General features: G+C 59.1%; 18 protein-coding genes and 1 pseudogene. 15 read left to right on the forward strand and 4 right to left on the reverse strand.

The annotated features are described in order from the left end of the window. Positions 1 to 56: 56 nt before the first annotated feature. On the reverse strand, positions 57 to 950 hold the full coding sequence (locus ACEPAJ_RS07805; protein WP_425914394.1) for a LysR family transcriptional regulator: 894 nt from the start codon (positions 948 to 950) through the stop codon (positions 57 to 59). Between the two features lie 182 nt (positions 951 to 1,132). On the opposite strand from ACEPAJ_RS07805, the gene leuC reads away from it, so the two are divergent. The 14 genes from leuC to ACEPAJ_RS07875 all read left to right on the forward strand — a co-directional run bounded on the left by leuC (position 1,133) and on the right by ACEPAJ_RS07875 (position 17,695). Continuing rightward, positions 1,133 to 2,560, forward strand: a complete 1,428-nt coding sequence (gene leuC, locus ACEPAJ_RS07810; protein ID WP_425914395.1) for a 3-isopropylmalate dehydratase large subunit — start codon at positions 1,133 to 1,135, stop codon at positions 2,558 to 2,560. Between the two features lie 10 nt (positions 2,561 to 2,570). Then, positions 2,571 to 3,218: a 3-isopropylmalate dehydratase small subunit gene (gene leuD, locus ACEPAJ_RS07815; protein WP_425914396.1), complete on the forward strand. Its 648-nt coding sequence runs from the start codon at positions 2,571 to 2,573 to the stop codon at positions 3,216 to 3,218. A 50-nt stretch (positions 3,219 to 3,268) separates the two neighbouring features. After that, positions 3,269 to 4,351 (forward strand): 3-isopropylmalate dehydrogenase, encoded by a 1,083-nt coding sequence (gene leuB / locus ACEPAJ_RS07820; protein WP_425914397.1) that lies wholly within the window; start codon positions 3,269 to 3,271, stop codon positions 4,349 to 4,351. 54 nt (positions 4,352 to 4,405) lie between these two features. Further along, a complete protein-coding gene (gene asd / locus ACEPAJ_RS07825) occupies positions 4,406 to 5,518 on the forward strand; it encodes an aspartate-semialdehyde dehydrogenase (protein WP_274087906.1) in 1,113 nt (370 codons plus the stop codon). A gap of 145 nt (positions 5,519 to 5,663) precedes the next feature. Beyond that, positions 5,664 to 6,674 carry an aspartate-semialdehyde dehydrogenase gene (locus tag ACEPAJ_RS07830; RefSeq protein WP_425914398.1) on the forward strand — a complete coding sequence of 337 codons (1,011 nt, stop codon included), beginning with the start codon at positions 5,664 to 5,666 and terminating at the stop codon, positions 6,672 to 6,674. Positions 6,675 to 6,828: 154 nt separating this feature from the next. Then, entirely contained in the window at positions 6,829 to 9,636 is a 2,808-nt protein-coding gene (locus ACEPAJ_RS07835) for a FimV/HubP family polar landmark protein (RefSeq protein ID WP_425914399.1), read from the forward strand. Positions 9,637 to 9,639: 3 nt separating this feature from the next. Next, a complete protein-coding gene (gene truA, locus ACEPAJ_RS07840; protein ID WP_425914400.1) occupies positions 9,640 to 10,506 on the forward strand; it encodes a tRNA pseudouridine(38-40) synthase TruA in 867 nt (288 codons plus the stop codon). A gap of 51 nt (positions 10,507 to 10,557) precedes the next feature. Then, positions 10,558 to 11,178, forward strand: coding sequence for a phosphoribosylanthranilate isomerase (locus ACEPAJ_RS07845; protein WP_425914401.1), 621 nt, complete (start codon positions 10,558 to 10,560; stop codon positions 11,176 to 11,178). Positions 11,179 to 11,401: 223 nt separating this feature from the next. Continuing rightward, positions 11,402 to 12,286: an acetyl-CoA carboxylase, carboxyltransferase subunit beta gene (gene accD, locus ACEPAJ_RS07850; RefSeq protein ID WP_425914402.1), complete on the forward strand. Its 885-nt coding sequence runs from the start codon at positions 11,402 to 11,404 to the stop codon at positions 12,284 to 12,286. Continuing rightward, a complete protein-coding gene (folC, locus tag ACEPAJ_RS07855; RefSeq protein WP_425914403.1) occupies positions 12,283 to 13,590 on the forward strand; it encodes a bifunctional tetrahydrofolate synthase/dihydrofolate synthase in 1,308 nt (435 codons plus the stop codon). The genes accD and folC overlap by 4 nt, the downstream gene beginning before the upstream one ends. After that, positions 13,574 to 14,182 carry an SPOR domain-containing protein gene (locus tag ACEPAJ_RS07860; RefSeq protein WP_425914404.1) on the forward strand — a complete coding sequence of 203 codons (609 nt, stop codon included), beginning with the start codon at positions 13,574 to 13,576 and terminating at the stop codon, positions 14,180 to 14,182. Before folC ends, ACEPAJ_RS07860 begins: the two co-directional genes overlap by 17 nt. Before the next feature lie 147 nt (positions 14,183 to 14,329). Then, positions 14,330 to 14,884, forward strand: coding sequence for a CvpA family protein (locus tag ACEPAJ_RS07865; protein WP_425914405.1), 555 nt, complete (start codon positions 14,330 to 14,332; stop codon positions 14,882 to 14,884). Between the two features lie 45 nt (positions 14,885 to 14,929). After that, a complete protein-coding gene (gene purF / locus ACEPAJ_RS07870) occupies positions 14,930 to 16,438 on the forward strand; it encodes an amidophosphoribosyltransferase (protein ID WP_425914406.1) in 1,509 nt (502 codons plus the stop codon). Between the two features lie 45 nt (positions 16,439 to 16,483). After that, positions 16,484 to 17,695 carry an O-succinylhomoserine sulfhydrylase gene (locus tag ACEPAJ_RS07875; protein ID WP_425914407.1) on the forward strand — a complete coding sequence of 404 codons (1,212 nt, stop codon included), beginning with the start codon at positions 16,484 to 16,486 and terminating at the stop codon, positions 17,693 to 17,695. Positions 17,696 to 17,756: 61 nt separating this feature from the next. On the opposite strand, the pseudogene gspD reads toward ACEPAJ_RS07875, so the two are convergent. The 3 genes and pseudogenes from gspD to ACEPAJ_RS07890 form a co-directional block, all read right to left on the reverse strand. Then, positions 17,757 to 19,705, reverse strand: a pseudogene (gspD, locus tag ACEPAJ_RS07880) (type II secretion system secretin GspD). Positions 19,706 to 19,709: 4 nt separating this feature from the next. Further along, positions 19,710 to 19,862, reverse strand: a complete 153-nt coding sequence (locus ACEPAJ_RS07885) for a hypothetical protein (RefSeq protein ID WP_425914408.1) — start codon at positions 19,860 to 19,862, stop codon at positions 19,710 to 19,712. Then, complete coding sequence (locus ACEPAJ_RS07890) at positions 19,862 to 20,347, reverse strand: type II secretion system protein N (RefSeq protein WP_425914409.1); 486 nt, start codon at positions 20,345 to 20,347, stop codon at positions 19,862 to 19,864. The genes ACEPAJ_RS07885 and ACEPAJ_RS07890 overlap by 1 nt, the downstream gene beginning before the upstream one ends. 950 nt (positions 20,348 to 21,297) lie before the next feature. On the opposite strand from ACEPAJ_RS07890, the gene gspE reads away from it, so the two are divergent. Further along, entirely contained in the window at positions 21,298 to 22,785 is a 1,488-nt protein-coding gene (gene gspE / locus ACEPAJ_RS07895; RefSeq protein ID WP_425914410.1) for a type II secretion system ATPase GspE, read from the forward strand. Positions 22,786 to 22,795: the final 10 nt, after the last annotated feature.

A 22,795-nucleotide genomic window follows, 5' to 3' on the forward strand; every position in this document is an offset into this window, starting at 1 on the left:
CAACTGGGCTGAGTCATGCAGAAACCTTTCTTATCGTTATGGGCCCACGTTAGCCTTTACCCGCTTGCCTGTGCAAGACCGTCACGCTGTGCATCCAGCAGGTTCATAAAGGCTCGCGCTGCATTCGACAGGGTGCGTTCGGTATGGCTGATATAGCCCAACTGGCGCGTCAGCTGGATGCCGGGCAACGGCAGGCGCGCAACCTGGTCGTCGAGCATGGTGCGCGGCAGTACGCTCCAGGCCAGGCCGATGGACACCATCATCTTGATGGTTTCCAGGTAGTTGGTGCTCATGGCGATGTTTGGCGTCAGTCCCTGCGCCTCGAACAGGCGCCGCACAATGTGGTGGGTAAAGGTGTTGCCGCCGGGAAATACTGCCGGATGATGGGCAACATCCGCCAGGCTGACCGCGCCATTGCGCGCCAGCGGGTGCTCGGGAGCAGCGACGAAATCCAGTGGGTCGTCCCACACGGCCACGGCATGCACGGGCTCGCGGGTTTCCGGGGCGAGGGTAATCACCGCCAGTTCAGCGCGGCCATGCAGCACTTCTTCATAGGCCACTTCCGAGTCGAGAAACTGAATATCCAATGCCACCTGCGGGTAGGCGCGGGTAAAGGCGCGCAGCAGCGCCGGCAGGCGGTGCAGGCCGATATGGTGACTGGTGGCCAGGGTCAGGCGACCGCTGATCTCGCCGTTCAGGTTGGTCAGTGCACGGCGCGTATCATCGAGCACATTAAGAATCTGATAGGCCCGTGGCAGTAGGGCGTGGCCGGCCTCAGTCAGGCTCACCTCGCGGCCCAGGCGGTCGAACAGGCGCACATTGAGCTGTTGCTCCAGGCTGGCGATGCGTTTGCTCACCGCCGGCTGGGTCAGAAACAGGCGCTCTGCCGCTTCCGAGAAGCTGCCCAGCTCGGCAATGGCAATAAAGGCATTCAGGGTGGCGAGATCCATGCGGCAGTTCCTGGCGGCGAGTGGGGGTGGATTGCGATCAGCATGCCGTACTCGCATTCCTATTTGGAATCCTTTAAATAAAAAATATGAATTTGAGTAATTTAATTCGGGCCCATAGGATGGCCCCATAAGCCAAAGGGCTATTCGCCCAGGCATAGAAAGACGCTGATGAGGGAAAGCTGATGGCCGGCAAAACGCTGTACGACAAGCTCTGGGACATGCACGAGGTGAAGCGTCGCGACGATGGTTCGTCGCTGATCTACATCGACCGCCACATCCTCCACGAAGTGACCTCGCCGCAGGCCTTTGAGGGCTTGCGCCTGGCCAGCCGTAAGCCGTGGCGTATCGATGCCAACATCGCTACCCCGGACCATAACGTGCCGACCACCAAGGCTGAGCGTCAGGGTGGCCTTGAAGCCATCGCTGATGAAGTGTCGCGCATCCAGGTACAGACCCTGGACGAGAACTGCGATGACTTCGGCATCCTCGAGTTCAAGATGAACGACGTGCGCCAGGGCATCGTTCACGTGGTCGGCCCGGAGCAGGGTGCCACCCTGCCAGGCATGACCGTGGTCTGCGGCGACTCGCACACCTCCACCCATGGCGCCTTCGGTGCCTTGGCCCACGGCATCGGCACCTCTGAGGTCGAGCACGTGCTTGCCACTCAGTGCCTGGTGGCCAAGAAGATGAAGAACATGCAGGTGCGTGTCGAAGGCAAGCTGCCGTTCGGCGTCACCGCCAAGGACATCGTGCTGGCCGTGATCGGCAAGATCGGCACTGCGGGCGGCAACGGTCATGCCCTGGAGTTCGCCGGCAGCGCAATCCGCGACTTGTCGCTGGAAGGGCGCATGACCATCTGCAACATGTCCATCGAAGCGGGTGCTCGCGTGGGCTTGGTGGCTGTGGATGAAAAAACCATCGCCTACGTCGAAGGCCGTCCGTTTGCGCCTAAGGGCTCTGATTGGGACAAGGCCGTGGTGCAGTGGCAGGACCTGGTTTCCGATGCGGATGCAGTGTTCGATACCGTGGTCGAACTGAAGGCTGAAGACATCAAACCGCAAGTCAGCTGGGGGACTTCCCCTGAAATGGTTCTGGCTGTGGACCAGAACGTGCCGGACCCGGCCGCTGAAAGCGACCCGGTGAAGAAGGACTCGATCATCCGCGCGCTGAAGTACATGGGCCTGTCGGCCAATCAGCCGATTACCGATATTCAACTGGATCGCGTATTTATTGGCTCCTGCACCAACTCGCGCATCGAAGACCTGCGCGCTGCCGCTGAAGTGGCCAAGGGCCGTAAGGTTGCCAGCACCATCAAACAGGCGCTGGTGGTGCCAGGTTCGGGCCTGGTCAAGGCGCAGGCGGAACAAGAAGGCTTGCACCACATTTTTATCGAGGCTGGCTTTGAATGGCGCGAGCCGGGCTGCTCCATGTGCCTGGCGATGAACCCGGACAAACTCGGCAGTGGCGAGCATTGCGCCTCGACCTCCAACCGCAACTTCGAAGGCCGTCAGGGCGCGGGTGGTCGTACCCACCTGGTCAGCCCGGCGATGGCGGCGGCAGCGGCGGTGACCGGTCGCTTTATCGATGTGCGCGAATTGATCCAGGCCTAAGGAGCTGACGATGAAAGCCTTTACTCAACACACCGGCCTGGTAGCACCGCTTGACCGTGCCAACGTCGACACTGACCAGATCATCCCCAAGCAGTTCTTGAAGTCGATCAAGCGCACCGGCTTCGGCCCGAACCTGTTCGATGAATGGCGCTACCACGATGTCGGTCAGCCGAATCAGGACAATTCCAAGCGTCCGGTCAACCAGGATTTCGTACTCAACTTCCCGCGTTACCAGGGCGCCAGCGTGCTGCTGGCGCGTGAGAACTTCGGCTGTGGTTCGAGCCGCGAACACGCGCCTTGGGCGCTGGAGGAGTACGGCTTCCGTACCATCATCGCGCCGAGCTTTGCCGATATCTTCTTCAACAACAGCTTCAAGAACGGCTTGCTGCCGATCATCCTCAAGGAAGACGAGGTTGATGCGCTGTTCCAGCAGGCGGAAGCCACGGTTGGCTATCAACTGACCGTCGACCTGGCCGCGCAAACCGTGACCCGCCCGGACGGCGTGCTGTACAGCTTTGAGGTCGATGCCTTCCGCAAGCATTGCCTGCTCAACGGTCTGGACGATATCGGCCTGACCTTGCAGGACAGCGATGCGATCAAGGCCTTTGAAAGCACCTATCAGCAGCGCAGCCCCTGGCTGTTCGGCGCAATCAAGTAATCAGCGGGCGAGTGCATCCGTCACTCGCCGATTAATGAGTTGAGAAAAGCATGTCCAAACAGATTCTGATTCTCCCCGGCGACGGTATCGGCCCGGAAATCATGGCCGAGGCGGTCAAGGTGCTGAACCTGGCCAACGACAAGTACAACCTGGGCTTCGAACTGAGTTTCGATGACCTCGGTGGTGCGGCCATCGACCGTTATGGCGTGCCGCTGGCCGACGAGACCTTGGCACGCGCCAAGGCTGCCGATGCGGTGTTGCTCGGTGCCGTTGGCGGGCCGAAGTGGGACACCATCGATCCTGCGATCCGCCCGGAGCGCGGTTTGCTGAAGATCCGCTCGCAGCTGGGTCTGTTCGGCAACCTGCGTCCGGCCATTCTCTACCCGCAACTGGCCGAGGCCTCCAGCCTCAAGCCGGAAGTGGTCGCGGGCCTGGACATCCTCATCGTTCGTGAACTGACCGGCGGCATCTATTTCGGCCAACCGCGCGAGAGCAAGGTGCTGGAAAACGGCGAGCGCATGGCCTACGACACCCTGCCGTACAGCGAGAGCGAGATCCGCCGCATCGCCAAGGTCGGTTTCGACATGGCCCGCGTGCGCGGCAAGAAGCTCTGCTCGGTGGACAAGGCCAACGTTCTGGCTTCCAGCCAACTGTGGCGCGCCGTGGTCGAGGAAGTGGCCAAGGATTACCCGGACGTCGAACTGAGCCACATGTACGTCGACAACGCCGCCATGCAACTGGTGCGCGCACCCAAGCAATTCGACGTGATGGTCACCGACAACATGTTTGGTGACATTTTGTCTGACGAAGCTTCGATGCTCACCGGTTCCATTGGCATGCTGCCGTCGGCATCCCTGGATGCCAACAACAAAGGCATGTACGAGCCATGCCACGGCTCTGCGCCGGACATCGCCGGCAAGGGCATCGCCAACCCGCTGGCGACCATTCTCTCGGTGTCGATGATGCTGCGTTACAGCTTCAATCAGACCGCGGCTGCGGATGCTATTGAGCTGGCCGTGAGCAATGTGCTCGATCAGGGCCTGCGCACCGGTGATATCCATAGCGCGGGTACGACCAAGGTCGGCACCACGGCAATGGGCGATGCAGTAGTCGAAGCGTTACGCAGTCTGTAATCTTCCTGGCCCGTCGGACGGTTCCGGCGGTCAGCTTATATAGGTGTAGTGGTTATGAAACGTGTAGGTCTGATCGGTTGGCGTGGCATGGTCGGCTCCGTGCTGATGCAGCGCATGCTGGAAGAGCAGGATTTCGACTTGATCGAACCGGTCTTCTTCACCACCTCCAATGTCGGCGGCCAAGGCCCGGCGATTGGCAAGGAAACGGCGCCCTTGAAGGACGCCTACAGCATTGACGAGCTGAAAAGCCTCGACGTGATCCTGACCTGTCAGGGTGGCGACTACACCAATGAAGTCTTCCCTAAGCTGCGCGAAGCCGGCTGGCAGGGCTATTGGATTGATGCGGCCTCGTCGCTGCGCATGAGCGACAGCTCGGTGATCGTGCTCGATCCGGTCAACCGCAAGGTGATCGATCAGCAGCTGGATGCTGGCACCAAGGACTACATCGGCGGTAACTGCACTGTCAGCCTGATGTTGATGGCGTTGGGCGGTCTGTACGAGGCTGGTCTGGTCGAGTGGATGAGTGCCATGACCTACCAGGCCGCGAGCGGCGCTGGCGCGCAGAATATGCGTGAGCTGATCAAGCAGATGGGCGCGATCAACGGTGCGGTGGCAGACGAGTTGGCTGATCCGGCCAGCGCCATTCTCGACATCGACCGTAAAGTTGCTGAGGCCATGCGTGGCGAGTCCTTCCCGGTCGACAACTTTGGCGTGCCGTTGGCTGGCAGTCTGATTCCTTACATCGACAAGGAACTGCCTAATGGGCAGAGCCGTGAAGAGTGGAAAGCCCAGGCTGAAACCAACAAGATTCTCGGTCGTTTCAAGAACCCGATTCCGGTCGATGGTTTGTGCGTGCGCGTCGGTGCCATGCGTTGCCACAGCCAGGCATTGACCATCAAGCTGAACAAGGATGTACCGCTGTCGGACATCGAAGGCCTGATCAGCCAGCACAACCCATGGGTTAAGTTGGTGCCGAACCAGCGCGAAGCGAGCATCCGTGAGCTGGGCCCAACCGCTGTGACGGGGACTCTGAGCGTGCCGGTCGGTCGCCTGCGTAAGCTCAATATGGGCTCGCAATACCTGGGCGCATTCACCGTTGGCGACCAGTTGTTGTGGGGCGCTGCGGAGCCATTGCGTCGCATGCTGCGTATTCTGCTGGAGCGTTAATCGCGCGGCGCTGAGGCGTTTATTGCGTAGTCAACGAGGGGCGGGCTGCAGGGCGTTCGAGTCAACTCGAGCGCTCAGCAGTCCGCTCCTTTGCATTTGGCGGGCCCGGCTATACAGTGCTGGGCTTATTTCTGCGAGCTTTGCCATGACCCGTACCTTTGATATTGCCGTAATTGGCGCCACCGGCAGCGTTGGCGAGGCCCTGGTGCAATTGCTGGAAGAGCGCGAATTCCCCGTAGCTAATTTGCACGTGATCGCCAGTGGCGAGTCTGCGGGAAGTTCTGTGTCTTATAAGGGTAAGAACCTGCGGGTAAAAGACCTGGAAACCTTTGATTTCTCCAGCGTGCGCCTGGCGTTCTTTGCAGCGGGTAGCAAGGTCACGCAGAAGTACGCGTTGCAGGCCGGGGCGGCAGGCTGCGCGGTGATTGATTTGGCCAGCGGCTTGCCGGCCGCGCAGGCGCCGCGGGTAGTGCCTGAGGCTAATGCGCAGGTGCTGGCCGCTGTAGCTGCGCCTTATGTACTGACGAGCCCAAGTGCGCCGGGTGTTGCGCTGGCCACTGTGCTGGCGGCTTTGCCTGAGAGCATCAGTATTCGCCGCGTTACGGTGACTGCTTGCCTGGCTGTCTCCAGTCGAGGGCGTGAAGGTATCGCAGAGTTGGCGCGGCAAACGGCGGAATTGCTCAACGGGCGTTCACTTGAGCCTCGTCTGTTTGACCGGCAAATGGCTTTCAATGTGCTGGCCCAGGTTGAGCAGGGCGACAGTGAAGGGCACTCCGCGCTGGAGCGGCAGATTGCCGCTGAGCTCCAAGAGCTGCTGGCTATACCGGCGCTGCCAGTGGCGGTGACTTGTATTCAAGTTCCGGTGTTCTTTGGCGACAGTTTGAGTGTGTCGCTTCAGGCTGAATCGAACATCGACATTAAGCAGGTTTATGCCGCGTTGGATGCTGCGCCGGCAGTGGAGCTGGTGGAGTTGGACGATTATCCAACAGTGGTTGGTGATGCGGTGGGGCAGGATGTGGTCTATGTCGGTCGCGTGCGCGCCGGTTTGCATGACCCCGCAGAACTCAATTTGTGGATTGCGTCTGATAATGTGAGAAAAGGCGCCGCGCTGAACGCTGTGCAATTGGCCGAGTTGTTGATAAAACACTATCTGTAAAAGATACTTACCTAGAAATTTGAAGAATCTTTCGAGCTTGGCAATACTGGCTGAGTTAATTGCTGAACGGGGTTGCGTCTTCGGGCGTGATAGGCAGCAATTTTCAAGATCCTCTCGCTGGTCGAGAAAAAAAGATAAAACAAGGGATAACGCTATGGTTCGGGTTCGCAAACTGGTGCTGGCAATCGCAGCTGCTTCGGCGCTGTCATCCGGCATGGCCCACGCGTTGGGGCTGGGTGAAGTCACTCTGCAGTCAGCGCTCAATCAACCCCTAGTGGCTGAGATTGAGTTACTGGAAGTGCGCGACCTGGCTTCTAATGAACTATTGCCGACCCTGGCGTCCCCAGAAGCATTCACCAAAGCAGGTGTGGATCGTCAGTATTTCCTGACGGATTTAAAGTTCACGCCGGTACTCAAGCCCAATGGCAAAAGCGTTATCCGGGTGACCTCCAGCAAGCCCATGCGTGAGCCCTATCTGAACTTCCTAGTGGAAGTGCTGTGGCCGAATGGCCGTTTGCTGCGTGAGTACACCCTGCTGCTTGACCCGCCGCTCTATACCCCGCAAAGCGTGACCCCAGCGACTGCTCGGCTACCTGTAGCTGCAGCGGCGCCTGCCCCTCGCTTACAAAATCCGGCTCCTGCGCCGCGCCCTGCGGCAGCAGTAGCTAATACCGCGACTTCTGTTGCGCCTGCCGCACCCACGGCCAAACCGTTAGGCGGTAATCAATACACCACCACGGCCAACGATACGCTCTGGGAAATTGCCCAGCGTGCACGTGCCGGTGGCAGCGTGCATCAAGCCATGTTGGCGATCCAAGACCTGAATCCTGATGCCTTTATCGGTGGCAACATCAACCGCCTGAAAAGCGGCCAGGTGCTGCGTCTGCCGGATGAGCAGCAGGTCAAGAAGCGTGCCCAGGGCGAAGCGCTCGCTCAGGTGGCTGAGCAAAATACAGCCTGGCGTCAAGGTCGCGGCACTGCCGCTAGTGCCCGCCAGCTGGATGCCACCAAGCGCACCAGTGCTGCCGCTGCGCCGACCAAGGTCGACGTCGGTGATAGCCTGAAACTGGTTGCCGCTGATAGCGGTAAAGCAACCGCCGGCAGTGACAAAGGTGCAGCAGACACCAAAGCATTAAATGACAAGCTGGCCGTGACTCAGGAAAGCCTGGACTCCAGCCGTCGTGAAAATGACGAGCTGAAAGGACGCATGACTGACCTGCAGAGCCAGCTCGATAAGCTGCAACGTCTGATTCAGTTGAAAGATGATCAGATGGCCAAGCTGCAGGCTGATCTGGCCGCGCAGGGGCAAGCTCCTGCTCCAGTTGTTACAGCTGTAGCCCCAGAAACACCAGCAGCCGAAGCGCCGGCTGCTCCTGTAGAGCCTGCTCCAGAGGCCGCGCCGCAAGAACCTGCTGTTACGACTCCCGTAGTGCCTGCTGCTGAAACCGATTTTAATTACAGCGAAGAGCCTGCAGCATCCGTCGAACCCGTCGCCCCGATAGAGGTGGAGCCTGCACCGGCTGCCGCACCTGAGCCTGCTGCAGTCGCACCGGTTGTTGAAGCGCCGGTAGTGGCTGAGCCGCCAGCTGAAAGCACCTTTGATGATTTGCTGGCTAACCCGATGTTGCTGGGTGCTGCAGGTGGCGGTGCGCTGCTGCTATTACTGATAGCGCTGATGATGCTGTCGCGCCGTAATGCACTTAAAGAAGCGCAATTGCAGGAAAATCTAGCGGCTGGTGATGATTCATCCGATCTGGGCGCTGGTTTGGATCTGCCGGATGACGGTTTTGCGGGTCTGACCGACGATCTGGAGGGGCAGCAAAGCGATCTGCCCAACCAAGAGCGTGTTACCGCGCAAACCGGTGATGTGTTGGGTGAGGCGGATATCTATATCGCCTATGGTCGCTTCCCTCAGGCCGCTGAGCTGTTGCAGGGCGCTATCAATGACGAGCCGCAGCGTAGTGATCTGCGTCTGAAGTTGATGGAGGTCTATGCCGAAATGGGTGACCGCAATGGTTTCGCGCGTCAGGACAATGAATTGCGCGAGATTGGCGGCAGTGCAGCTGAGCTTGATCAAATCAATGCGCGCTACCCAGCCATGGCTGTTGCTGCTGGTGCAGGCTTCGCAGCGGCTGCGACCTCCGCGGAAAGCCTTGATAGTTTCAGCCTGGATGATCTGACGCTCGACGAGCCAAGCGCAAAACCTGCTGTTGCCGATCAAGACGATGCGTTCGACCTGAGCTTGGATGATCTTGAAGCTGAGTTTGACCGTGACTTGCAAGCTGCCGGCGATAATGCTGCCTTAGATGACTTGGATAGCTTGTCGTTCGACAGCGATCTGGATTTCAGCTCACCGGCTGAACCGACTGAGAGCAAGGCCGATGATCTGGACTTTAGCCTGAACCTCGCTGATAGCAGCGACAGTGAGCTGGATTTGGGCGCTGATTTGGCTGATTTCAGTCTGGATCTGGATGCACCTGCCAAGCCTGAAGCAGCGGCTGAAGATGATTTCCTGCTGAGCCTGGATGACGAGCCAAGTGCTGCGCCAACTGAGCCAAGCTTTGATCTGCCCGCGGAAGAGGTGGGTGGTGATTTCGATTTGTCGGCAGACTTTGACCTTTCACTGAGTGACGAGGCGCCTAGTCAGCCATCGAATGATAGCTTTGCCGCTCAACTGGACGAGGTCAGCGCGGAGTTGGACTTGCTATCTGATGATCTGGAACAACCTACTGATTTGGACGTGCCGGTAAGTGCTGCTTCTGCCAGTGCTGCGCTGGATAATGACGATGACTTCGACTTCCTCTCGGGCACCGACGAGACAGCTACCAAGCTCGATCTGGCTCGCGCCTACATCGACATGGGTGATACCGAAGGTGCCCGCGATATTCTCGATGAAGTCATCAGTGAAGGTAACGATGGTCAGCAACAAGAAGCCCGTGAGCTGATCGCTAATTTGGTTTGATACATGTCTGAAAGTCCTACTACAACGGCAGCCGACTCGGCTGCCGTTGGCGTTTTCAAGATAGCCCTCGGCGTTGAGTACAAAGGGTCGCGCTACCGCGGTTTTCAGCGCCAGCGCGCCGGTGTGCCTTCCATCCAGGAATCGCTGGAAAAAGCCCTAACTAAAGTTGCGGGTGGTGTTGCCGTTACGTTGAGCTGCGCTGGGCGAACCGATGCGCTGGTGCACGCCAGTGCCCAGGTGGTGCATTTCAATACGCCGGTTGATCGCTCTATGCATGCCTGGGTGATGGGGGCGAACATGAACTTGCCCGGTGATATCAGTGTGGCGTGGGCCAAGTCGATGCCGGCGCACTTTGATGCACGGTTTTGTGCTCAAGCGCGGCGCTACCGTTATGTAATTTATAACGACCAGATCCGCCCGGCGCATATGGCCGAAGAGGTGACCTGGAATCATCGCCCGCTGGATATTGAGCGCATGCGTGAGGCAGCCCAGGCATTTATCGGCACCCATGATTTCAGTGCTTTCCGTGCGCGTCAGTGTCAGGCCAAATCGCCGATCAAGACGGTGCATCACCTGGAGGTGCTCCAGTACGGACGGTTTATCGTGCTGGACATTCGTGCCAATGCCTTCCTGCATCACATGGTGCGTAATCTCGCAGGGGTTCTGATGACCATCGGTGCCGGCGAGCGCCCGGTTGAGTGGGCGCAGGAAGTGCTGGAAACCCGTGTGCGCCGAACTGGTGGCGTGACTGCGCATCCCTATGGGTTGTATCTGGTGCAGGTCGACTATCCGCAGGAGTTCGACTTACCCAAGCGCTACCTGGGGCCGCACTTTCTTTCCGGCCTGCCAGATGTGGCGGCTGACGCCTGAAAGGCTATTTGCTAGCATCCCGCTCACACTGAACTAATCGAGGTCATCCTGTTGTCAGTCGTTCGCAGCAAGATTTGTGGTATCACCCGAATAGAAGATGCATTGGCGGCTGTCGAGGCGGGTGCGGATGCGATTGGGCTGGTGTTCTATGCCAAGAGCCCGCGAGCTGTCACGGTACAACAGGCGCGCGCGATCATTAGTGCCTTGCCGCCGTTTGTGACGTCCGTGGGCTTGTTCGTTGATGCCAGTCGCTGCGAATTGGGTGAGCTGCTCGATGCTGTGCCGCTTGGTTTGCTGCAGTTCCACGGTGACGAGAGCCCGGCTGATTGTGATGGTTATCACCGGCCTTATATCAAGGCGCTGCGGGTTAAGCCGGGCGACGATATCGCTGCGCAGGTTGAGCTCTATAAGAACGCCAGTGGCGTACTGCTGGATACCTATGTGCCAGGTGTTCCGGGCGGCACAGGTGAGGCTTTTGATTGGTCGCTGGTGCCGGAAGGCTTGAGCAAGCCGGTTATTCTGGCCGGTGGCCTAACAGCTGCGAACGTTGCGCAAGCCATTGCTCGTGTGCGTCCCTATGCTGTAGATGTCAGTGGTGGCGTTGAACTAGCCAAGGGCATTAAGGATGCTGAGAAGATTCGCGCTTTCATGCAGGCGGTAAAAGCTGCTTAAGGTGTGCTGGGTTGATGTGACGGGTTAGCGTGCTTGGCCGTCCATAACCCTGTTGCAGAATGTATGAACGCTGCGGCGGTCGTTCAAGGGTGGCGGGTGTATGAGCGCCGCTGTAATGGCAATGCACCGGCCCCTGAAACGGCTGTACTCATGAATTTTCCCGGATAGGCCTGATCGCATAGAGCGCAGCCCGTCCGGTTAACAGCTTTGGAGAATCAAGAGCATGAGCAACTGGTTGGTAGACAAACTCATCCCATCGATCATGCGTTCCGAGGTCAAGAAGAGTTCGGTGCCCGAAGGCCTATGGCACAAGTGCCCATCCTGCGATGCCGTGCTGTACAAGCCCGAGCTGGGAAAGACCTTGGATGTTTGCCCCAAGTGCAATCATCACATGCGTATTGGCGCACGCGAGCGTCTGGATATCTTCCTCGATAAAGAGGGCCGTGAGGAGCTGGGTGCCGAGCTTGAGCCGGTCGATCGCTTGAAATTTCGCGACAGTAAGAAATACAAAGATCGCATCGTGGGTGCGCAAAAGCAGACGTGCGAGAAAGATGCGCTCGTGGCCATTCGTGGCACCCTGGAAGGCATGCCGATAGTGACCTGCGCCTTCGAGTTTTCCTTTATGGGTGGCTCGATGGGGGCGATTGTTGGTGAGCGCTTTGTGCGTGCCGCCAACGCGGCGCTGGAGCAGCGCTGCCCGTTAGTGTGCTTCTCCGCATCCGGCGGTGCGCGCATGCAGGAAGCGCTGATTTCGTTGATGCAGATGGCTAAAACCTCGGCCGTGCTTGCGCGCCTGCGCGAAGAAGGTATTCCGTTTGTATCGGTACTGACCGACCCGGTGTACGGCGGTGTGTCTGCCAGTTTGGCCATGCTTGGTGATGTGATTGTGGCTGAGCCCCGTGCGTTGATCGGCTTTGCCGGCCCGCGCGTGATCGAGCAAACCGTGCGCGAGAAGTTGCCAGAAGGCTTCCAGCGCAGTGAGTTCCTGTTGGAGCACGGTGCCATCGATATGATCATTCATCGTGCGGAGCTGCGTCCGCGCTTGGCGCGCTTGCTGGCACAGTTTATGGGCCTGCCTTCCCCTGTCTCGTTGCCGGCGACGGCATGACCGAGCGCGCCCTTGCTGATTGGCTGAGCTATCTCGAGCAATTGCATCCAAGTGCCATTGACATGGGCTTGGAGCGCTCCCGGGTGGTGTTGCAGCGCCTTGGGCTGGGCAAGCTGGCGCCGCGGGTCATTACCGTTACCGGAACCAATGGCAAGGGCTCAACCTGTGCTTTTATCGCTGCGTTGCTGCAGGCACAGGGGCTTAAGGTCGGCGTATACAGCTCGCCGCATCTGCTGCGTTACAACGAGCGGGTCCAGGTTGCAGGTGTTGAGGCTACTGACGCCATGCTCTGCGAGGCGTTCACGGTGGTTGAAGCTGCGCGTGGCGACACGTCACTGACCTATTTTGAGATGGGCACGCTGGCTGCGTTCTGGTTATTCCACCAGGCAGGCCTGGACGCGCTGGTGCTGGAAGTCGGCCTGGGCGGCCGTTTGGATGCGGTGAATCTGCTGGATGCTGATATTGCCGTGGTCACGAGCATCGGTATTGACCATGCCGATTGGTTGGGTGATAGCCGCGAATCGGTTGCCTTCGAGAAGGCCGGGATCTTCCGTGCCGGCAAGCCTGCCTTATGTGGTGACCTTGATCCTCCGCAGCCCTTGCTTGATCAGGTGGCTCTGCTTGATACGCCATTCTTCTTGCGTGGTCGTGACTATGACTTGAGCATCAATGCGCAGGATTGGTCCTGGCGCGGCCTCAATCATCTAGGCGCCGTAGTGACTCTGGCAAACCTGCCGCTGCTCGATCTGCCCATGGAGAACGCCGCCTTGGCACTGCAGGCTTATGCCTTGATGCAGCTGCCTTGGCAGCCTGAGATGATCAGTCAGGCGCTGCAGCAGACACGGGTGGCTGGACGGCTCGATCGTCGAGTGCTGAATTGGCAGGGTAAGTCACTCACGCTGTTGCTTGATGTTGGGCATAATCCCCATGCTGCTGAGTATCTCGCGCAGCGACTGGCCAATCGCCCAGTACCCGGTAAACGCTTAGCTGTGTTTGGTTTGCTTGCTGACAAGGATTTGCCTGGTGTGGTGGCGCCCTTGTTAAGTGAAGTAGCGAGTTGGGCGGTGGCGCCGCTGCCAATTGGTCGTACGCGTGCAGCCGCCGAGCTACAAGCGCACTTACACAGCCGCGGTGCGCGAGTAACAACCTATGCAGATGTGCAGGCTGCGCTTGGGGCTCAGTGTGCACAGGCTGCAGATGGCGATGAAGTGCTGGTGTTTGGATCTTTTTACTGCGTGGCCGAGGCCTTGGATTGGCTGGGCCGCCAAGCCAATGGGGGCGTGCAGGATGGCTTTGCTGGATAAGGGATTAAAGCAGCGCATGGTCGGTGCGCTGGTTTTGCTGGCACTGGCAGTGATTTTTCTGCCCATGCTGTTATCGCGTGAAGATGAGTCGCAGCGGGTTCAAGTCGATGCCCCGGCAATGCCAGTGGCCCCTGAGGTTCCAGAGGTTGAATTGCAGCCAGTGGTCGTGCCAGAGCCGCAATTGTTGCCCGATGAGCCGGTTGGCGCTGAAGCCACACAGAGCCTGGAGCCCGCTGACACGGTTGTAGACGAGCCGCCAGCTGCTCCGGTAGTGCCTGCGCAGCCAACAGCACCGGCCAAGCCTGTGGCGGCGGCGCCTCAGAGTGCGCCAAGTAAGCTGGACGCTAACAGTCTGCCGGTCAGCTGGTCAGTGCAGCTGGCAAGCTTGTCCAGTGGCGATGGCGCGCAGAAACTGCAGAAAACCCTGCGCACTCAAGGTTACAACGCCTATATCCGTAATTTCGACGGCATGAATCGGGTGTTTGTTGGGCCGTTGATTGAGCGTGCCGAGGCGGATCGCCTGCGTGATCAGCTCAATCGTCAGCACAAGCTCAATGGCTTTGTGGTGCGTTTTCAGCCTGAGGCGAACTGATTCAATGGCGTAGGGGCTTCGTCAAACGCGGGTAGCAGATTTGCCGAGAGGCGATTCGGGCATTTCAGCGGTTGGCGAATCCTTTGTTTACTCCCCGCACAGGTGCTCTGCTAAAATGCAGCGCCTTTCTCGTCGGTAACCTGCATCGTGGCATTCACCTGGGTCGATTGGGCGATTATCGCCGTTGTCGCCGTTTCAAGTCTGATCAGTCTGAGCCGAGGTTTCGTTAAGGAAGCTCTGTCGCTGCTCACTTGGATCATTGCTGGCGTGGTCGCCTGGATGTTTGGCGGCGCACTGTCGCAGCACTTGGCGGGTTTTATCGAAACACCCTCGGCGCGCGTGATTGCAGGCTGCGCAATCCTATTTGTGGTCACGCTGCTGGTCGGCGCGTTGGTCAATTACCTGATTGGTGAGTTGATCCGGGTCACCGGGCTGTCGGGCACTGATCGTTTTCTCGGCATGGTCTTCGGCGCCGCACGCGGTGGTTTGCTGGTGGTCGTGCTGGTTGGCTTGATCAGCCTGGCCCCGGTTCAGCAAGACAGTTGGTGGCAGCAATCAGCACTCTTGCCACATTTTCTGATGGTGGCCGACTGGTCGAAAAACCTGATTTTAGGCCTCTCCAGTCAGTGGCTTGCCAGCGGCGTGAGTGCGCCGGTGGAGTTACCGTTTAAAGAGGCACTGCTGCAGCCCAAGCTGCCGTAAGTGCATTCGCAATTATCGTGTTTCATAAAGTAGGGGTTGCGTCACATGTGCGGCATTGTCGGTATCGTCGGTAAATCGAACGTCAATCAGGCGCTGTATGACGGGCTCACCGTCCTCCAGCACCGCGGCCAGGATGCTGCCGGTATTGTCACCAGCCATGATGGCCGCCTGTTCCTGCGCAAGGACAACGGTCTGGTGCGTGACGTGTTCCAACAGCGTCACATGCAGCGCCTAGTCGGGCACATGGGCATCGGCCATGTGCGCTACCCAACTGCGGGCAGCTCCAGCTCAGCTGAGGCGCAGCCGTTCTACGTCAACTCGCCGTACGGCATCACCTTGGCGCACAACGGCAACTTGACCAACGTCGAGCAGTTGGCCAAGGAGATCTACGAGTCTGACCTGCGCCACGTCAACACCAACTCCGATTCGGAAGTGCTGCTCAACGTGTTTGCTCACGAGCTGGCTCAGCGCGGCAAGTTGCAGCCGACCGAAGAAGACGTGTTCGCCGCCGTAACTGATGTGCACGAGCGCTGTGTGGGCGGTTACGCCGTGGTGGCGATGATCACCGGCTACGGCATTGTCGGTTTCCGCGACCCCAACGGTATCCGCCCGATCGTCTTCGGTCAGCGCCATACCGACGAGGGCGTGGAATACATGATTGCCTCGGAAAGCGTTTCGCTGGACGTGCTCGGTTTCACCCTAATTCGCGACCTCGCGCCAGGCGAAGCTGTGTACATCACTGAAGACGGTAAGCTGTATACCCGTCAGTGCGCGAGCAACCCAAAATATGCACCGTGCATTTTCGAACACGTCTATCTGGCGCGTCCGGATTCGATCATGGACGGTATCTCGGTCTATAAGGCGCGCTTGCGCATGGGCGAGAAGCTGGCCGACAAAATCCTGCGTGAACGCCCAGTACATGACATTGATGTGGTCATCCCGATTCCGGATACCAGCCGTACCGCTGCGCTGGAGCTGGCCAACCACCTGGGTGTTAAATTCCGCGAAGGCTTCGTCAAGAACCGCTATATCGGCCGTACTTTCATCATGCCGGGCCAGGCCGCACGGAAGAAATCCGTACGGCAGAAGCTCAACGCCATCGAGCTTGAATTCCGCGGCAAGAACGTGATGCTGGTGGACGATTCCATCGTGCGCGGCACCACCTGCAAGCAGATCATTCAGATGGCCCGCGAAGCCGGCGCGAAGAACGTGTATTTCTGTTCGGCAGCCCCTGCCGTGCGCTACCCGAATGTGTACGGTATCGACATGCCTAGCGCCCATGAGCTGATCGCTCACGGCCGCACCACCGAGGAAGTCTGCGAGCTGATCGGTGCCGACTGGTTGGTCTACCAGGATCTGCCGGATCTAATCGAAGCGGTCAGTGGTAGCAAGAAGATCAAAATCGATAACTTCGACTGCGCAGTGTTTGATGGCAAATACGTCACCGGTGATGTTGACGAGGCCTACCTGAACAAGATCGAGCAAGCGCGTAATGACATGTCGAAGGCCCAGTCCCAGGCGGTCAGTGCAGTTATCGGTCTGTATAACGACTAATTACGCGGTATAGCCTGCTTAGCAGGCTGCTTGAGGGGATTGCGAATGACGATTGAATGGCAGGCCGGGCGTCTTGACAGCGACCTTGAAGGCGTTGGTTTCGACACCCTGGCGGTGCGTGCTGGGCAACACCGCTCGCCGGAAGGTGAGCACAGCGAGGCGATCTACCCGACCTCTAGTTATGTTTTCCGTACCGCTGCTGATGCTGCCGCACGATTTGCCGGGGAAGTGCCCGGCAACGTTTATTCGCGCTACACCAACCCCACGGTGCGTGCGTTTGAAGAGCGCATCGCGGCGCTGGAGGGCGCTGAGCAGGCGGTTGCCACGTCGTCCGGTATGTCGGCAATTTTGGCCATGGTCATGAGCCTGTGCAGCGCCGGCGATCATGTGCTGGTGTCGCGCAGTGTCTTCGGCTCGACCATCAGTCTGTTCGAAAAATACCTCAAGCGCTTTGGTGTGCAGGTCGATTATGTGCCGCTGGCGGATCTCGACGGTTGGGCTGCTGCTTGCAAATCCAACACCAAACTGCTGTTTGTCGAGTCGCCATCCAACCCTTTGGCTGAACTGGTGGATATCGCCGCCTTGGCGGAAATTGCTCATGCTAAAGGGGCGTTACTGGCAGTGGATAACTGCTTCTGTACACCTGCATTGCAGCAACCCCTCAAGCTCGGTGCTGACATCGTCATGCACTCGGCCACCAAGTACATCGATGGCCAGGGTCGCAGTATGGGGGGCGTGTTGGCCGGTAGCGCCAAGCTAATGACTGAAGCGGTCGGCTTTCTGCGCACGGCGGGGCCTACGTTGAGCCCGTTCAATGCGTGGATTTTCCTCAAAGGTCTGGAAACCCTGCGTATCCGTATGCAGGCACACTGCAGCAGCGCGCTGCACCTAGCGCAGTGGTTGCAACAACAGCCAGGTATAGAGCGCGTGCACTACGCTGGCTTGTCGAGTCATCCGCAGCACGAGCTGGCCAAGCGTCAGCAGAGTGCGTTCGGGGCTGTGGTGAGCTTTGAGGTAAAAGGCGGCAAAGAAGCGGCCTGGCGTTTTATCGATGCTACGCGGGTAATTTCCATCACCACCAACCTTGGTGACACCAAAACCACCATTGCTCATCCGGCGACCACCTCCCATGGTCGGTTGAGCCCGGCAGAGCGTGCTAATGCCGGTATTCGCGATAACCTGATCCGCGTTGCGGTTGGTCTTGAAGACCTGGCTGACCTACAGGCCGATCTGGCTCGTGGGCTGGCGGCGCTCTAAATCAGCGGGTAATCAGCTGTAGCAAAAGGCCCCGGCAAATGCCGGGGCTTTTTTATGGGGTTTATTCGCGCAGGTCGATAGCGTCTGGCATGTTCTTGTCGAATAGCTGCAGCGGATTTTCTGGCAGAACACCGGGTCGGTAGTCCTCACGCACCTCGCCGAGCACGCGGATGTCGCTGTATTTCTTGCCTGACAGCGCAGCCATCCCTGCCGCGTCACGAATCACCGTCGGGCGCAGAAACACCATCAGGTTGCGCTTGACGCGGGTTTCCTTGGTCGAGCGAAACAGCCGGCCGAGCAGGGGGATATCACCCAGCAGGGGCACTTTGGAGTCGGCCTGGGAGACGTCATCCTGAATCAAGCCGCCGAGCACAATTACCTGCCCGTTCTCGGCAAGGATGGTGCTCTTGATTGAGCGTTTATTGGTGATGAGGTCGACCGCATTCACCCCCTGACTGGTGGGGGCGATGGACGAAATTTCCTGCTCGATTTCCAGGCGCAGGCTCGCCCCATCGTTGATGTGCGGGGTGACTTTGAGTGTCACGCCGATGTCTTGGCGCTCGATGGTGGTGAAGGGGTTATCGGCTCCCGACGCGCTGGTGGTAAACGAGCCCGTTTGGAAGGGCACGTTCTGCCCGACCAGTATTTCTGCTTTTTGATGATCCAGGGTTAGTAGGCTCGGTGTGGACAACAGGTTGCTCTTGCTGTTGGCTGATAGCGCGGTGACCAGCACGCCGAAACTGTCGGTGCCCAGGCCGATAATGGCGCCGTCGGGCAGGTTGCTCAGGGTGTTGTTGTCATTGCCGTTTCTATTGTCTTGGAGCGCCTGTAAGACTCGGCCAACCGACAGCCCGGTACCGCTGAAGTTGGTGCCGCCCAGGCCACCGCTGCCGCCGCGCGCATCCACAGCCCATTGCACACCCAGGGCGTCGCTGATGTCGCCGGACACTTCGACAATCGCCGCTTCGACCATGACCTGCGCGCGCGGTACGTCGAGCTGGCGCACGATGTCCTCCAGCGTTGCCACCACATCCGGCTCGGCCAGTAGCACCAGGGCATTGAGGCTCTCGTCAGCGCGAATAAGCACAGCCTGCGGCTTGCCGGTGGCTTCTCCAGCGGACTCTGGTTTAAGTTTTTCGGAAATCTCCCCAGGGTTTCTGCCAGGCTTTTGGCATCGCCATGGCGTAAACGAATCACCCGGGTGTTGGCCGAGCGGCTGGTTGGGCTGTCCAGTGATTTAGCCAAGGCCATCAGCTTGGCGCGGGCGCCCGGTGGGCCAAGCAGGATCAGGCGATTGGTCCGGCCGTCGGCAATCACCTGAGTGCCGGAGGTGCCTTTGGCTTGGCCGCGATCCACGGCGCTGCGCAATACTTCGGCGGTGTCCATGACCCAGGCATGTTGCAGGTTGAGCACGCTGTAGTCGTTCTGGCCTTTTTGGTCGAGCTGGCGCAACAGGTCTTCGATACGGTCGATATTGGCCGTGCGGTCGCTGATGATGATCGCGTTGGCGCTGCTGACGGCGGCCAGGTGACCGTAGGGTGGCACCAGCGGACGAATCAGTGGGATGAGTTCGCTAGCGGAGCCGTGCTGTACCTGGATCAGCCGGGTTTCAAGGCGGTCTGGCGCATTGCGCCCAGCACTGGCGTCCGATTTGGCCTCGGCGTTGGGCACGATGCGTGCCTGCTCGCCCTGGGTCATCACGCTGAAACCGTGGGTGGCCATCACCGAGAGAAACAGCTGGTAGACCTCCGGCAACGTCAGCGGACTGTTGGACACCACATTGACCTGGCCTTTGACCCGGGGATCGATCACAAACGTCTGGCCGCTGATCTGTGCCACTTGATCGATAAACTCGCGGATATCCGCGCCCTTGAGGTTAATGGTCCAGCGTTCTTCTTGCTGGCTGGCGCTCGGCGCCACGGCCGTAACGGCAGCGCTCAGTGGCTGCGGGCTGCAGGCCAGGCCGGCAACCAGAAAGGCGAAGGTAAGGCGCGAGAGGGTCGGGGTCATCGGATCAGTTGTTTTCCGTAGGCTGTTCGGTGGGTTCAGCAGTCACGGGCAGGCTGCCGGAGTCCTGCATCTGCTGGCGCAGCGCTTCCATGCGCTCGCGCAGTTGGCTCAGGTTGTTGTCTTGCAGATCGTTGAGCTGTTCAACCGGGTCGGCCATCACGTCGGGGGGGAGTTTTGCAGGTTGCCGGCGGCCGAGGTGTGCAGGGGGAAGCGCAGGCTTTCACGACGGCCATTGCGCATGAGTTCGACATGATCGGCGGCCACCGCGTGCAGGCGCACGCCGCTGCTGATCTCACTGTCGACGCTATAGCGCTGAGCAACGCTGCCTTCGCTGCGGATAATCGCGCTGGAGCGTTGCGGGTCCGCATGCACAAAGCTGCCCAGCAAGGTCAGGCGCAAGTTGGTGTCGGGGGCCAGGCGATCGCTGGGTACGTCACTGCCGAATAATTGGCCGATTTCGGGGGGCAGTGCAGTCGCCGCTGGTGTGGCTGCGCTGTTGCTGGCTGCCGCGGGCGCACGCAACAAGCGCACCCAGTTGGCCGTCTGCCAGGCAAGGCTGATGCTCATAGCCGCCACCAGCACGAAGCTCACCACGGTAATGGCATGGCGCTGTAGCCAGGGTTTTGGGGCCGATAGGGGCAAGGGCGTCACTCCGGAACTTATTATTATGTGGCGTGGCTTGCGCGCAGATCATAGACATTTGCCAGATGTTTGACACTACTGCCGGGGTAATGTGCCGTTCGATTTAATGTTCTAACGCTGTTCAACCGTTTGGACAACGTACAACGAATTAAATCGTAAAAACTGGCTTTTAAACTGGCGCGTCTACACCGGTGGCTGGATTGAAGCCTATGCAAATGACTCTGCTGTTTTTGACGGCCTTCTTGGCCCTGCCGCCCACTGTTGCTGGGGCGGCTGGCTTGGGCTTGGGTGCTGAGCGATGGGGTATACCCATGGCAAGGTCGCTAGGGGGGTAAGCGTTGGCTGGGTCACGGCTTCGATGAAGCCGTGCCGAAGGTCGGGGAGGGGGATTGCCGGCGTCGGTTTTCAGTGTGTGAGGGGGCAAACGTTTTTTGCGCTTAGTCAGTGCGCCACTTCATTGTTGTTTGGCTATCGCTGCCCAGCGCTGGTTTTGCTGGCTGTCATCGCAGCGGGCGAGGCTGACCGAGCCTTGATCGGTCAGGCATTGGCTGAGATCCACGGCGCTGCGAATGCGCCCGTTAGCATCAGTCAGCCACTTTTCATCCGCTAAACGGCAGAGCCAGGCGCAGAGCGCGTCTGCTGGAAGGTTTGATCATGGGGTGTTGTCTCTTTTGGTCCGAGCGTGCGCGGTGTCTGCGCTCAGCCAAGATGGGGTGCTATAAACGTTGGGTGAGATACAGGTAAGTAACGCGGTGGTGTGCGGGGGATACGCTGCTACCGCTGGAGCACGTGTTCAGTTGCGCGGATACTACTGAGCAATGGCTGTATTTCTAAGATCGGTTTACACGATCTGCGAGGTGAATCGCATTTTGTGGTTTATTCTGCGCAAAGAGCGAGAATGCCGGCAAGATAGCCGCCCTATTACGTATAGATAGCCTTGGTGACTACGCATGCGGTCCACCGTTTTAACTGTTCAGCCGCCGCGATTATCCTTTGCTTTTGCCCGTCGCCAGGGCGTGTTTTTCTTTAAGCACGAGCAGCAGTGGCAGCTGTGCGTGCGTGAAGGCAGTGACCTTTGCGTGGTGCAAGAAGCCCAGCGGGTTGCGGCTTCGGTGCTGACGCTGCAATGGTTGCCTGCCGCTGCGTTTGAACAGGCCTTGGCCAAGGCTTACCAGCACGACTCAGCATCCATGCAGTTGGCCGAAGATTTGGGCGGGAGCCTGGATTTGGCCTCCTTAGCCGAACAGGTGCCAGAAACCGAGGACCTGCTTGAGCAAGAGGACAACGCGCCGATCATCCGTTTGATCAACGCCATTCTCGGCGAAGCGATCAAGGAAAATGCCTCGGATATTCACTTGGAAACCTTCGAGAAACGCTTGGTTGTGCGCTTTCGCGTGGATGGTATTCTGCGTGAAGTGCTGGAGCCCAAGCGGGAACTGGCGGCGCTGCTGGTCTCCAGAATCAAGGTGATGGCGCGCCTGGATATCGCCGAGAAGCGCGTGCCGCAGGACGGGCGGATTTCCCTGAAGGTCGGTGGCCGTGAGGTGGATGTGCGGGTCTCCACGCTGCCTTCGGCCAATGGCGAGCGGGTGGTGCTGCGTTTGCTCGACAAGCAGGCTGGCCGCTTGAACTTGCAGCACCTGGGCATGAGTGCGCGCGACCGTGAGTTGATGGAAGCCACGGTGCGTAAGCCTCACGGTATTTTGCTGGTGACTGGCCCCACCGGCTCGGGCAAGACCACCACGCTGTATGCCAGCCTGGTCAGCCTGAATGACCGCACGCGCAATATCCTCACCGTTGAAGACCCGATCGAATACCACCTCGAGGGCATCGGCCAGACCCAGGTCAACACCAAGGTCGAGATGACCTTTGCCCGCGGACTGCGCGCCATCTTGCGCCAGGACCCCGACGTGGTGATGGTCGGCGAAATTCGTGACAAGGAAACCGCCGAAATCGCCGTACAGGCCTCCTTAACCGGTCACCTGGTGCTGTCGACCTTGCACACCAACAGTGCGATTGGTGCGATTACCCGCTTGGTGGACATGGGCATTGAGCCGTTTCTGTTGGCGTCATCCTTGCTCGGTGTCTTGGCCCAGCGTCTGGTGCGAGTGCTCTGCCCGCATTGCAAACAGGCCTACCAGGCGGATGAAGCCGAGTGCGCGCTGCTCGGTGTGGCTGCCGACGTTGCGCCGACGCTGTATCACGCGGGTGGTTGTGCTGAGTGTCATCAGCAGGGCTACCGTGGCCGTACCGGGATCTATGAGTTGGTGGTGTTTGATGAGCACTTGCGCACGCTTATTCACAGCGCTGCGTCCGAGCAGGAAATGACCCGTCACGCCCGTAGCCTCGGCCCGAGCATTCGTGAGGATGGTCGGCGCAAGGTATTGGAAGGGGTGACCACGGTCGCGGAAGTGCTGCGCGTGACTCGCGAAGAATGAGTGGGGACGA

The organism is Pseudomonas sp. GWSMS-1 (assembly GCF_049847425.1).
Lineage (GTDB): Bacteria > Pseudomonadota > Gammaproteobacteria > Pseudomonadales > Pseudomonadaceae > Aquipseudomonas.